This window comes from Microvirga sp. P4_G7 (assembly GCF_056401005.1).
Genome location: NZ_JBFUKD010000043.1, coordinates 1 through 11,880, shown reverse-complemented (window position 1 = coordinate 11,880; position 11,880 = coordinate 1). Strand labels below are relative to the sequence as shown.

The window sequence follows — 11,880 nt, the reverse complement described above, 5'->3', positions numbered from 1 at the left end:
GAGCAACGACGCACTCAAGCGCCAGGGCATGGGCGTCACCACGCGGGAAAGCGTGAAACTCGACGGACGCACCGGCATCCTGATTTCGGGAAACCTGATCGGCTCCGCTGGGGGCCGGAAGTGGCTGCTCGCGCTCAAGGACCAGGGCATGACGGCCCTTCTGATCGCGCAGATTCAAGGCGGTGGCGACGGCTACAGCGATACCGAGATGCTGAGCGCCCTGCGCAGCGTCGCGCTGCGGGGCCCGGTTTCCGTCGACGAGCAGATTTCGGCGCTTCCATTCCGCATCGGCGATCGGAGCGGTTTCAGAGCGGTTAGGGTGCTGTCGGGTAGCTCCGTCCTGTTCACGGACGGGCCGAAGGACAACGTGGTGGGGGTCGAACAACCGGTCGTCATTCTTGCGGTTTCGCTCAGTGCGCCCCCGCCCATAGGCGAAAGGCGGGAACAGTTCGCCCGCGCGGCGCTGAACGCCAACCAGTCCCTAAGGGAAATCACTCTCGAGCGGTCCGACAGTTTTCGATTGAAGGGCCAGGAATGGCACGAGATCGTCGCCAAGGCGAAGGACGCCGCATCGGGCAAACCTGTGATCGTCATGCAGACCATCCGCTTCGATCCGGACCGCTATGTCCGCATGGTCGCCATGACCCAAGCCGACAACCGCGAAAAAGATCTGCCACGCTTCAGAAGCGTGATCGACAGCGTCGACATCAAACAGTAGCGGCCCTCAATTTCGGCTCGGGAAAGAAGGCAGCGACAGCCCTTTCAGAAGAGCCAGCGCACGCAAGCCGAAGGCCGCGCAGGCGCCCGCCAAGTCGGCGATGATCGGATCGAGGCCGATCGCACGCAAACTCGCCACGACGAGCGCACCCAGGGCCGCAGCGGTGACGTAGATATCCTGTTTGAGGACGAGCGGCGTCGATCCGGCAAGTATGTCGCGAAAGATCCCGCCAAATGTCGCGGTCATCGTCCCGAGGACGACGGCTGACAAAAATGGAACATCCGCCGCAAGCGCCCGATTGGTGCCGATGACCGCAAAAAGAGCGAGACCGAGTGCATCGGCCCAGAGGAGGAGACGACCCCTTCGTCCGTCCTCGAGGTAAGCGACTCGCTTTGGCCCGAGGGAGAAGACGAGCCCAGCGACGACGATGCACACCACGATATCCGTGGGGCTCCCGACCCAGGTGACCGGATCGACGCCGAGAAGCAGGTCGCGAATCGTACCCCCGCCCACCCCGGTGACGGTCGCCAGCAATGCGAAGCCGAACGGATCCATCCCCTTGCGAGCGGCCATCAACGCGCCCGTCAAAGCGAAGACGGCGACGCCGATCAACTCGAAGGGGGCGGTGCTGATCACACGTCAGGACGCGGAAGAGGTGTCCGCGTCCGAGGCTCCAGCCCCATTCGCCGCCTTCGGACCGCCCTTTGCCACACCGACAAGGGCGGGCCGCAGGACCCGGTCGCCGATGACGTAGCCCGACTGAACCACCTGAACGACGGTTCCAGCCGGAACATCGGGATTGGGCACTTCGAACATCGCCTGGTGCACGTTCGGGTCGAATTTCTGCCCCTGCGGGTCGAGTTGCTTGACCCCGTGGCGCTGAAGCGCCTTGAGAAAGTCGCGCTCCGTCAGCTCGATCCCCTCGATCAGCGCTTTGAATGCACCGTCTGCGGAACCCCGCGCCTCCTCCGGCACGCTTTCGAGGGCGCGGCGGATGTTGTCGGAGGCCGTCAGCATGTCGCGAGCGAAATTGGTGACGCCGTAGGTCCGCGCATCCGCCACTTCACGCTCGGTCCGGCGACGGAGATTTTCCATGTCCGCAAGCGTGCGCAGAAGCTTGTCCTTGATCTCCAACCGCTCGGATTCGAGGGCGGCGATGGGATCATGAGAGGGCTGCTCGCTCGAATCCGGTCCCGTGGCAACATTGTCCACGGTCTGAGAATCCTGAGAATTATTGTTGTGGGTGTTGTCAGTATCGCTCGGCTTCATCGTCGATCAACGGGTCATGAGAAAAGGTTCTGGGCTCATATCAGGGTCTTGGGCCGACAAATCAAGCGCTACGACGCTGCGCGGGTTCCTTCTCGTCGCCTTCGAAGACCTTCATCAGAGCGCGACGGACCGTCGCTTGTCGGCCTGGATGGTTGACCTTCGTGCCCGTAAGGTCGGTGACATAGAAGACGTCCACGGCTTTTTCGCCGAAGGTGACGATATGCGCCGAGGCGATGTTCAGGTTGAGTTTTCCTAACGCCGTCGTGAGATCATAAAGGAGACCCGGGCGATCGAGGCCCGAGACCTCGATCACGGTCTGGCGCGTCGACAGCTCGTTGTCGATCGTCACTTCCGGGATCACGTGGAAAGCCTTGGCCCGCTCCTTCGAGGGGCGCTTGGTGTCCACGAGGTCGGCGATCTTCACTTCCCCCTTCAGCGCCTTTTCGATGGCCGTCGCCACGCGCTTGGCACGGCGCAGTTCATCCTCGTCCCGATCGAAGGCGCGCGAGAGCACGATGGTGTCGAGCGCCATGCCGTCGGTGGTGGTGAAGATCTGCGCATCCACGATGTTCCCGCCCGACGCCGCGCAGGCGCCGGTGACGATGGCGAGCAAGCGCGGATGATCCGGAGACAGAACGGTGAGTTCCGTCACGCCCCGGAACGGATCGGTCTCGTAAGTGGTGGTGACGGTGCGTCCCGCTTTGTCGGCCTCGCGAACGAAGCGTGCATGCTTGGCCCGTCTCGTCTCGTCGGCTCTCAACCAATAGGCGGGCGTGTGACGTGCGGCGTAGGTCTCGAATTCGAGCGGCGGCCAATCCGGCAATTCCCCGCGCAGTTGCTCCTGCGCGATGCGAATGCGCTCGGAGCGAGCGAGATCGACCGTGCCTCCGCCGAGCGCCGTTTCGGTTTCATGGTACAGCGTGCGAAGAAGCTGGCCCTTCCACCCCGTCCATACTCCGGGACCGACGGCTTTGATGTCGGCGATCGTCAGCACAAGAAGAAGCTTCAGGCGTTCCATGGTCTGGACGACACCCGCGAACGCCTTGATGGTCGCCGGGTCCGACAGGTCGCGACTTTGCGCGGTGTTCGACATCAGGAGATGATGCTCGACGAGCCAGGCGACCGTATCGGTCTCGGCGGCATCGAGCCCGAAGCGCGGGCCGAGTTTGCGCGCGATCCTGGCGCCCGCCTCCGAATGATCCTCCTCGCGGCCCTTCGCGATATCGTGCAAAAGCACGGCGACATAGAGCGCCCTGCGATTGCTGATCGTGCCGACCACGTGGTTTGCGAGCGGGTGTTCTTCCGCGAGTTGCCCCGCCTCGATTTCCGCCATTACACCGATGGCCCGCAACAAATGCTCGTCCACGGTGTAGTGATGATACATGTTGAACTGCATCATCGCGACGATGCGGCCGAAATCGGGAATGAAACGGCCGAGAACACCGGCCTCGTTCATGCGCCGCAACACCACCTCGGGCGCATTGCGCGATGTGAGGATATCGAGGAAGAGGCTGTTCGCTTCGGCGTCGTTGCGCAGCTTGTGCCCGATGAGCGACAGGGACCTCGTCGCGAGCCGCGTCGCATCCGGATGGATGGCGAGATTGTGCCTGTCCGCGAGCCAGTACAGCCTGATCAGATTGACCGGGTCGCGCTCGAACGCGTGCTCGTCGCTCACGTTGATGCGATTGTTGTCGATGACGAAATCGTGCCCTTCGAGTGCGCCTCCGCGACGGCGGCGGAAGCGCCCCAACACTCGGTCGAGCATCGGTCGCGGCTTTGCCTGTCGCGCTTCGAGTTCCGCACACACGATTGCGGTGAGATCGCCGACGTCCTTCGCGATTCGGAAATACGATTTCATGAAGCGCTCGACGGCGGACAACCCGCCACGACCGACGAATCCGATACGGTCCGCGATGACACGCTGCATATCGAAGGTCAGCCGCTCTTCCGCGCGGCCCGTGGCGAAATGCAGATGGCACCGAACGCGCCAAAGAAACTCTTCGCATCGCGCAAAGAGCTTGAACTCGTCATGCGTGAACAGGCCCGCCTTCACGAGCTCCGCCGGCTCCCGGACGCGGTAGACGTATTTGGCGATCCAGAACAACGTGTTGAGATCGCGCAGGCCGCCTTTTCCGTCCTTGACGTTCGGTTCGACGAGATAACGGGACGCGCCGGCCTTGGTCACGCGCGCATCCCGCTCCTTCAATTTCGCATCGACGAAATCCGGCGCCGAAGTGGCCACGATCTCACGGTCGAACCGCTCGATGAGCGTCTGGTAGAGCGTTTCGTCTCCGAACAGATATCGCGCCTCCAAAAGCGATGTCCGAATGGTCATGTCGCCCATGCTTTCGCGCAGGCACTCCTCGACCGAACGTGTCGCGTGACCGACCTTGAGCTTGAGATCCCACAACACGTAGAGCATCGCTTCGACGATGCTCTCGCTCCACGCGGTCTGCTTGTAGGGAAGCAGAAAGAGCAGGTCGACATCGGAGCCCGGTGCAAGGGTGCCGCGGCCATAGCCGCCCGTCGCGACGACGGCGAGCCGCTCTTCCGTCGAGGGGTTCGAAACCGGATAGAGATGGAATGCAACCGCGTCGTAGACACTACGCACGAGGGCGTCCATCTGCGTCGACAGACGACGGGCGCAAACGAGGCCGTTCTGCTTCTCCAGCAGTTGCCGCTCGGCCGCGGCCCTACCCTCGTCGAGCACATGCTTGAGCCCCGGCACCAAGCGGGCGCGCAGGGTCGCAGCGTCGCGGAGAGGCTTGTCGCCAAGTTCGTGCAGCACAGTCTCGAAGGTCTGGTTCGACATGGATCGCAAAGAGGGCTGGAGACAGGGCTGGCAAGGGCTTTCGCTTAACATCTCGAAAGGAACGCGCCTACGATTTTACGGTGTGGACCTTCGTATGAGATAGGCATACTGTTCTTCAAACCAAACACCGTTTGACAAAACAAACGTTGAGTTCTACAAAAAGGACACGCGCCGATTTGAGCATCAGCTTGCGGGCGCGAAACAAGTACAGCTAAAGCGTTGGGCATTCAGGCCTCGAGGTCGGCTGCCCCATGCGCGAACCATGGGACTCAACGACATGACGTTCTCTCGCCGCCTCTTCCTCGCCGCCTCCCTTGCAACCGGTTTCTCCTTCGCCACGGCCGCCACGGCGCAGGTAAAAGAGATCCGTATCGACTACGCCACCTACAACCCTGTCAGCCTCGTCCTGAAGGATCAGGGCTTCCTGGAGAAGGAACTGGCCAAGGACGGCATCACGGTGCGCTGGGTGCTCTCCGCAGGCTCGAACAAGGCGCTCGAATTCCTCAATGCCGGGTCGATCGATTTCGGATCGACGGCAGGGGCCGCGGCCTTGATCGGTAAGATCAACGGCAATCCGATCAAATCCATCTACGTCTATTCGCGTCCCGAATGGACGGCGCTCGTCACCCGCAAGGACACGGGCATCGCCAAGGTCGAGGACCTGAAGGGCAAGCGGGTCGCGGTCACCCGCGGCACCGACCCGCACATCTTCCTCGTGCGCGCGCTCCAGGAAGCCAAGCTGACTGAGAAGGACGTAAAGCTCGTTCTCCTGCAACATGCGGACGGTCGGACCGCCTTGGAGCGCGGCGACGTGGATGCCTGGGCCGGCCTCGATCCCCTCATGGCGGCGGCGGAGGTGGAAAGCGGCGCGACGCTCTTCTATCGCAACGCGGCAGCCAATACCTGGGGCGTGCTGAACGTCAGCGAAGCCTTCGCCAAGGACAACCCGGCCCTCGTGACGAAGGTGCTCAAGGCCTATGAACAGGCGCGCGCCTTCTCGCTTGCCAATCCGGCCGAACTGAAGAAAAGCCTGATCGCCTATACCAAGCTTCCCGATGCGGTGATCCAGCGCCAGCTCGAGCGTACGGAACTGACGCATTCGGCCATAGGCCAGCCACAGGTGGATACCATCCTCGCCGCCGGCTTGGCCCTCCAGCAGGCAGGCGTCCTCCCCGCCGAAACAGACGTCCGCGCTGCTGTCGATAACCTGGTCGACCGCCGCTTCGCGACCGCGTCTCAATAGCGAATCGCACGGGAGAGCGCCGTGACAGGCCAAGCCGAAAGCCAAGCCTGGTCCTCCCCTGAAGGAGCCGCCGCTCTCGCGGCCCCTCACCTCGCCGAGAAGAGGCGCGCAATCGATCTGCGCGTGCTTCTCGGCATTTTGTTGCCCATCGTCGCCGCTCTCCTTTGGGAGGGCGCTGTGCGTTTCGGCTTCGCGCAAGGACGCCTGGTTCCGCCGCCGAGCCGGATCTTCACCACGCTCGCAGTCCTCGCCGAGACGGGCGAATTGTGGACGCATGTCTGGGCGACGCTATGGCGCGTCATGGCCGGGTTCGTCGCCGGCGCCGCGGCCGGAATCCTGCTCGGAGCGTTGTCAGGCTCGACCGAGACCGCGCGGCGCCTCCTCGATCCGACCCTGCAGGCACTGCGCGCCATTCCCTCGATTGCATGGGTGCCGCTTTTCATTCTCTGGCTCGGCATTTTCGAAGCATCGAAGGTGGCCCTCATCGCAGTGGGCGTGTTCTTTCCGGTGTATCTCGGCATCACCGGCGCGATCCTGTCCGTCGACCGCAAATTGGTGGAAGTCGGACGCGTGTTTCGCCTGTCGCGCGCGAAACTAGCACGCCGCATTCTCTTGCCGGCTGTGCTGCCGGAGGCGGTGATCGCGTTGCGCTCGGGCCTCGGCCTCGGCTTCATGTTCGTAGTCGCGGCCGAGTTCATGGGCGCTTCCGAGGGCCTGGGCTATCTCCTTGTCGATGGTCAGCAGATGGGTAAGCCGGATCAGATCCTTGCCGCCATCATCGCCTTCGCCATTCTGGGCAAGGCCGCGGACAGCCTGCTGATCGTCGGGACCAATCCGCTCGTACGCTGGCAGGACACCGTGCGGGAGCGCTTGTGATGCTGAGCCTCGAACATCTCTCCAAGATCTATGCGGACGGCACACGAGCGTTGGCCGACATCAACCTGACCGTTCGTGAATCCGAAATCGTCGCGCTGATCGGCGGCTCGGGCTGCGGCAAGACCACTCTGTTGCGCCTCATTGCCGGGCTTGATCACGCAAGCGCAGGAGCGATCCGTCTCGACGGCGAAATCATCTCGGAACCTCATGCGGCCATCGGCATCGTGTTCCAGGAACCGCGTCTGTTGCCGTGGCTCAGCGTCGTCGACAACGTCGCCTTCGGTCTCGAGGACGTGAGCGCATCCGAGCGCCATGGGCGCGTCGCCCACGCACTCGAAAAGATCGGGCTGTCCGAGCACGCCAAGCGCTGGCCGCGCGACCTCTCCGGGGGACAACAGCAGCGGGTGGCGATCGCGCGGGCCTTCGTCGCGAATCCGAAGGTGCTGTTGCTCGACGAGCCATTCTCGGCTCTCGATGCCTTCACGCGCGCGAGCCTGCACGATCATCTCCTCGGGCTATGGGAAGAGACGCGTCCCACCGTGTTGATGGTCACGCATGACGTGCACGAGGCTGTGACGCTCGCCGACCGTGCGATCGTGATGCAACCGCGCCCAGGACGCATTTTCGACGAGCTGCCTCTCACCCTGTCACGACCGCGCGACAGATCCTCGATTCCCTTCGACACGGGAGTGAGGCGCGTCCTGGCGGCGCTGGACCAATCGCTCAAGACGACGCAAAATCCACCGCAACGCGAGCGCGACAGCGCGGCCGCCGCGCTCTGGTGGTAGTATTTAAGGAGACATCATGGATTCGACCACGTTGCGCGCCACGCAAGCGCCGCTGAAGGATCAATACCGCACCGATCCCTCTTCCGCCGTGATCACGCTGAAAGCTCAGGGCACGCTGGACGACCAGCACATCGCCTGCAAGGTCGAGACCGGACGCGCTATCGCGATCGCGGGTCTTCATCCGGCAACCGGCGGATCGGGCGCCGAGCTCTGTTCGGGCGACATGCTCCTCGAAGCGCTGGTGGCGTGCGCGGGCGTCACCTTGAAAGCCGTCGCAACGGCAATCGAGATCGATCTGCGTAGCGGGACGGTGAAGGCTGAAGGCGATCTCGACTTTCGCGGAACGCTCGGCGTCGACAAGACGGCACCGGTCGGCTTCAAGGCGATCCGTCTGTCGTTCGAGATCGACGCCGACGCGACCCAGGAAAAAATCGATCAGTTACTCAAACTGACCGAGCGCTATTGCGTGGTGTTTCAGACGCTGAACAACAAGCCTGAGCTGAGCGCGACGCTAACGCGGTCGTGACATGAGGGCCTATTGCGCGACGGCCGCCAAATTACGCGGCGCGACATTGACCGCGACCGCGGTGCCGTTGCGGATTTCCTGTACCGTGAGAGCGCGGTTGTTCGTTCCATCCGCCTTGAACCGGAAGACGCCGTCGGCTCCGGCGAAGCCTGCCGGATTGGTCAACACGTCCTCCGCGAAGCGGCGGGATCCTTGCGTGCGCGTGAGCGCCGCCGCCAGCGTGACCGCATCGTAAGACAAGGTCGCAAGGCGTGTCGGGTCAACGTTGAATCGGGCACGATAGCGTTGCGCGAAGGCTTCGAAACCGCGGCCGTCGGGAGCCGCGAACCAGCCGCCCTGCAAAGCAGGCAGCGCAAACACGCTCGCCTCGTTCCATACTCCAGTGCCGAGTGGGCGCACGCGTCGCGCATCGTAGCCGATGGTTTGCAGCGCCCGTGACACCGCGGCGAGACCGTCGGCGCTGTCGGGAACAAGAAGAGCATCGACTTGCGGCGCGTTGCCAGCGATGACGTTTGCCATGCGTTGCACGGCGGCCTGCGGTTGACCGGCGGGATAGCGCTCGATCGACACGATACGAAGGCCCGACCGCGCGGCGGTCTCGCGGAAACGCGCCTCGACGACAGTGCCGTAAGTCGTCTCCGGAACGAGCGCCGCGACCGAGCGATGCCCTTGGCGGGCTGCATAGCCGATGATGCGATCGACCTCCTCTTGAACCAGGAAGCTCAGAAGATACACGCCGGGCGCAGCGACGCTGGAATCCGTCGAGAAGCCGATCAACGGACGGCCGGATTGCCGAGCGACCTGCCCCGCTGCCTGAACCGAGCCAGCGAAGACTGGTCCCAGCAGGAGCTCGGCCCCTTCCGCGACGGCTTGGCTCGCAGCCTCCCGCGCGCCTTCCGGCGTGCCACGGTCGTCCTTGACGATAAGGGTGATGTCGGCGCCCTGGAAATCGCCCAGGGCCATATCCGCGGCATTGCGCATGCTCTGCGCGACGATCGCACCTTGTCCGGAATTCGAGAATGGCAGAATGAGCGCCACCTTGACGGCGCCGTTGCCGACGGGTGCGCCGGTCGGTCCCGGCGAAACCGGGGCAGGCAAAGCCTCCGGTGGCGGCTGGTAGGAAGACTGCGACGCAGACGCTGCCGGCGCGTTGCCGACCCGGCCCGGCGGTATCAGACTGTCGGACCCGACGCATCCCGCCAATGCCAGCGGCACAGCGACCATCGCAAGTGCCTTAAGGCTGCGCCTGAGGCTTCGAGCGAGGCTGGAATCTTGCGAGCGCATACGCACCATTTTCATTCTCCGGCGCGGCGTCTTCCACGCAGGCGATCGATCTCAGAGGACGAGCACAGAATCGCAATGAAAGGTAAATATTGTTTCAAGGCTTTCGAACCGGGAATCCTTCGTGCAATGGTAGCCTGACATGACACAGAGAATCGACAACCGGACCAGACGTCGCTTGCCGGGCGAACAGGCCAGCACATTCACCGCGTTCGGCCTTGCCGCGGAAGCCGAACCCTTGCCCCCAGGCCTTTACGTAGTGGCAACGCCCATCGGCAACCTGAAGGACATCTCCTTCCGCGCGTTGAGCGTGCTCGCCGCCGCCGACGCGGTGCTGGCCGAAGACACGCGGGTGACGAAAACGCTGCTCGCCCATTATGGCATCACGACCCCGCTCGTGGCGTATCACGAACATTCGAGCGAGGCCGTCCGGGAACGGATGGTTCTGCGCGTTCGCGAGGGACAGGCACTTGCGCTCGTCTCGGACGCCGGCACGCCACTGGTGTCCGATCCAGGCTACAAGCTCGTGCAGGCCGCGATCGAGGAAGGGTTGCCGGTAACGCCGATCCCCGGACCTTCTGCGGTTCTCACCGCCCTTGTGGTTTCGGGTCTGCCGACGGACCGGTTTTTCTTCGAAGGGTTCCTGCCGCCGAAGAGCGCGGCGCGGCGGACGCGCCTTTCCGAAATCGCGACGATCCCCGGCACGCTGATGCTGTTCGAAGCGCCCCATCGGCTGCCCGATATGCTCGTCGACGCGGCCGCCGTGCTCGGCGATCGCCAGGCGGTCGTGGCCCGCGAGCTGACCAAGCTGTTCGAGACCATCAGACGCGGCACGCTGCCCCAGTTGGCGGAGACTTTCGCGCAAGAAGGTCCCCCCAAAGGTGAGATCGTCGTGCTGATCGGCGAGGCGACGAAAGCCATGCATGCGGCCGAGGTCGATGCGGTGCTCGACGGCAAACTCGAAGCCGCGCTGAAGACCCACTCGATCAAGGACGCAGCCGCTCTGGTGGCCGACGAACTCGATGTTCCCAAACGCGAAGTCTATGCCCGCGCGCTCGCTTTGGCGAAGGCGAAGTCTGGATGAATATGCGGGATGAGCGTCGCCGCCGCACATTCTTGCGCGGTCACAGAGCCGAGCGCGTGGCGTTGCTCTTTCTTCTGTTCAAAGGATATCGTCCGCTCGCGCGACGCTTTTCCGCTGCCGGCGGAGAAGTCGATCTCATCGTCACACGCGGGGACACGATCGTTTTCGTCGAAGTGAAAGCGCGCGATCTCATGGACAGCGCACTCACGGCCATCACCGTCGTCAAACGCCAGCGCTTTTCCCGCGCGGCGCGTGCGTGGCTCTCACGCCACTCCTGGGCGGCGACGAAAACGTGGCGCGCGGATGCGGTGTTCGTCGCGCCGAAACGCTGGCCTCGACACCTCGTGGCGGCCTTCGAGCTCGAGATCTCCTAGAAGCCCGAGGGCCCTTTCGTCTCAAGCGGCTGCACGTCTCTGTTCCACCACTGCCTGACGGATATAGCGCGCCAATTCTTGCGCGATCTGCGTACCGCCGTTCTTCGGCAAGTACAGATTGACGGAGAACGGTGGAAGCGACGGCAACCCGGATTCCTTGCCCAGCACTTCGAGCCCGTTCGGAACCGTCGCGGCGAGAACCGCCATCACCGCGATATCGGCGGCCGTCGTCGCCACCTGGGCGGCGGTGTTGGTAATCTCGGTGGTGGAGCGCCACTCGATTCCGGCTTTGAGCAACACATCGCGGATCGGCGCGCGAAAAGCACAATCGCTACAGCCGATGGAAACGGGTAACGGACGCTGCTGATAGGCGTCGCCACCTTCCGCACCGACCCACACGAGGCGGTCGACGATGAGATTTTCCCCGTCCGGGCCACATTGCAATTCGGTCGTCAAGGTCAGGTCGATCTTGCCCGATTGGAGCAGATTGAGCAGGCCGGCGCTCGAGGTACATTTCAGGCTCACGTGAACCTTCGGGTACGTCTGCGAAAAGCCTTTCAAGAACACCGGCAGGTAGGTGTTCACGATGTCGCTTGGGATCCCCAGCCGAACTTCGCCTTCGTAAACCGGTATCGTCATCTCGTGCCAGATGTCGTCGTTGAGCGTCAAAAGGCGCTTGGCACGGCCAAACAGGCGTTCGCCGGTGCTGGTCAACTGCACCCCACGGCGGCCGCGGACGATGAGCGGCTGGCCGATCGTATCCTCGAGCCGCTTGATCTGCTGGCTCACCGCCGCTTGGGTCAAGTTGAGGACGCCGGTCGCCGCCGTCATGCCGCCTGAATCGACCACTGCTACGAATGCTCTGAGCAGGCTCACATCAAGATTGTGGGGCATGACTCACTCCATAAC

12 protein-coding genes are annotated in these 11,880 nt (G+C 63.3%); 7 read left to right on the top strand and 5 right to left on the bottom strand.

The genetic code is table 11. The features are described from left to right. The coding region (locus tag AC1DT3_RS04340) for a hypothetical protein (RefSeq protein ID WP_477464016.1) at nucleotides 1-718 on the top strand (718 nt) is incomplete at its 5' end. 6 nt (nucleotides 719-724) lie between these two features. On the opposite strand, the gene AC1DT3_RS04335 is transcribed toward AC1DT3_RS04340, so the two are convergent. The 3 genes from AC1DT3_RS04335 to AC1DT3_RS04325 all read right to left on the bottom strand — a co-directional run bounded on the left by AC1DT3_RS04335 (nucleotide 725) and on the right by AC1DT3_RS04325 (nucleotide 4,799). After that, on the bottom strand, nucleotides 725-1,354 hold the full coding sequence (locus AC1DT3_RS04335) for a trimeric intracellular cation channel family protein (RefSeq protein WP_477464015.1): 630 nt from the start codon (nucleotides 1,352-1,354) through the stop codon (nucleotides 725-727). A gap of 3 nt (nucleotides 1,355-1,357) precedes the next feature. Then, a complete protein-coding gene (gene grpE, locus AC1DT3_RS04330) occupies nucleotides 1,358-1,987 on the bottom strand; it encodes a nucleotide exchange factor GrpE (RefSeq protein ID WP_477464014.1) in 630 nt (209 codons plus the stop codon). Between the two features lie 61 nt (nucleotides 1,988-2,048). Further along, nucleotides 2,049-4,799, bottom strand: a complete 2,751-nt coding sequence (locus tag AC1DT3_RS04325; RefSeq protein ID WP_477464013.1) for a [protein-PII] uridylyltransferase — start codon at nucleotides 4,797-4,799, stop codon at nucleotides 2,049-2,051. Nucleotides 4,800-5,076: 277 nt separating this feature from the next. Here AC1DT3_RS04325 and AC1DT3_RS04320 point away from each other — a divergent pair, with 277 nt between their 5' ends. The 4 genes from AC1DT3_RS04320 to AC1DT3_RS04305 are packed head-to-tail and all read left to right on the top strand — an operon-like array spanning nucleotide 5,077 to nucleotide 8,232. Further along, nucleotides 5,077-6,042 carry an aliphatic sulfonate ABC transporter substrate-binding protein gene (locus AC1DT3_RS04320; RefSeq protein WP_477464012.1) on the top strand — a complete coding sequence of 322 codons (966 nt, stop codon included), beginning with the start codon at nucleotides 5,077-5,079 and terminating at the stop codon, nucleotides 6,040-6,042. Nucleotides 6,043-6,063: 21 nt separating this feature from the next. Further along, complete coding sequence (locus AC1DT3_RS04315) at nucleotides 6,064-6,918, top strand: ABC transporter permease (protein ID WP_477464011.1); 855 nt, start codon at nucleotides 6,064-6,066, stop codon at nucleotides 6,916-6,918. Then, nucleotides 6,918-7,706 (top strand): ABC transporter ATP-binding protein, encoded by a 789-nt coding sequence (locus tag AC1DT3_RS04310; RefSeq protein ID WP_477464010.1) that lies wholly within the window; start codon nucleotides 6,918-6,920, stop codon nucleotides 7,704-7,706. The genes AC1DT3_RS04315 and AC1DT3_RS04310 overlap by 1 nt, the downstream gene beginning before the upstream one ends. A gap of 16 nt (nucleotides 7,707-7,722) precedes the next feature. Further along, on the top strand, nucleotides 7,723-8,232 hold the full coding sequence (locus AC1DT3_RS04305) for an OsmC family protein (RefSeq protein ID WP_477464009.1): 510 nt from the start codon (nucleotides 7,723-7,725) through the stop codon (nucleotides 8,230-8,232). Nucleotides 8,233-8,241: 9 nt separating this feature from the next. Here AC1DT3_RS04305 and AC1DT3_RS04300 read toward each other — a convergent pair whose 3' ends face one another. Then, entirely contained in the window at nucleotides 8,242-9,456 is a 1,215-nt protein-coding gene (locus AC1DT3_RS04300) for a penicillin-binding protein activator (RefSeq protein WP_477464008.1), read from the bottom strand. 199 nt (nucleotides 9,457-9,655) lie between these two features. Here AC1DT3_RS04300 and rsmI point away from each other — a divergent pair, with 199 nt between their 5' ends. After that, complete coding sequence (gene rsmI, locus AC1DT3_RS04295; protein ID WP_477464007.1) at nucleotides 9,656-10,597, top strand: 16S rRNA (cytidine(1402)-2'-O)-methyltransferase; 942 nt, start codon at nucleotides 9,656-9,658, stop codon at nucleotides 10,595-10,597. Continuing rightward, a complete protein-coding gene (locus AC1DT3_RS04290) occupies nucleotides 10,594-10,971 on the top strand; it encodes a YraN family protein (RefSeq protein ID WP_477464006.1) in 378 nt (125 codons plus the stop codon). The genes rsmI and AC1DT3_RS04290 overlap by 4 nt, the downstream gene beginning before the upstream one ends. A 21-nt stretch (nucleotides 10,972-10,992) precedes the next feature. Here AC1DT3_RS04290 and AC1DT3_RS04285 read toward each other — a convergent pair whose 3' ends face one another. After that, the gene (locus AC1DT3_RS04285; RefSeq protein ID WP_477464005.1) at nucleotides 10,993-11,865 is read right to left on the bottom strand and encodes a LysR family transcriptional regulator; all 873 of its coding nucleotides are present in this window, start codon (nucleotides 11,863-11,865) and stop codon (nucleotides 10,993-10,995) included. Nucleotides 11,866-11,880: the final 15 nt, after the last annotated feature.

What these genes read in the sequence shown, in the direction of transcription:
- AC1DT3_RS04325 (WP_477464013.1), bottom strand. Translation starts at nt 4,799, where the DNA reads ATGTCGAACCAGACCTTCGAGACTGTGCTGCACGAACTTGGCGACAAG.
- AC1DT3_RS04290 (WP_477464006.1), top strand. Translation starts at nt 10,594, where the DNA reads ATGAATATGCGGGATGAGCGTCGCCGCCGCACATTCTTGCGCGGTCAC.
- rsmI (WP_477464007.1), top strand. Translation starts at nt 9,656, where the DNA reads ATGACACAGAGAATCGACAACCGGACCAGACGTCGCTTGCCGGGCGAA.
- AC1DT3_RS04310 (WP_477464010.1), top strand. Translation starts at nt 6,918, where the DNA reads ATGCTGAGCCTCGAACATCTCTCCAAGATCTATGCGGACGGCACACGA.
- AC1DT3_RS04285 (WP_477464005.1), bottom strand. Translation starts at nt 11,865, where the DNA reads ATGCCCCACAATCTTGATGTGAGCCTGCTCAGAGCATTCGTAGCAGTG.
- AC1DT3_RS04320 (WP_477464012.1), top strand. Translation starts at nt 5,077, where the DNA reads ATGACGTTCTCTCGCCGCCTCTTCCTCGCCGCCTCCCTTGCAACCGGT.
- AC1DT3_RS04305 (WP_477464009.1), top strand. Translation starts at nt 7,723, where the DNA reads ATGGATTCGACCACGTTGCGCGCCACGCAAGCGCCGCTGAAGGATCAA.
- grpE (WP_477464014.1), bottom strand. Translation starts at nt 1,987, where the DNA reads ATGAAGCCGAGCGATACTGACAACACCCACAACAATAATTCTCAGGAT.
- AC1DT3_RS04300 (WP_477464008.1), bottom strand. Translation starts at nt 9,456, where the DNA reads ATGGTCGCTGTGCCGCTGGCATTGGCGGGATGCGTCGGGTCCGACAGT.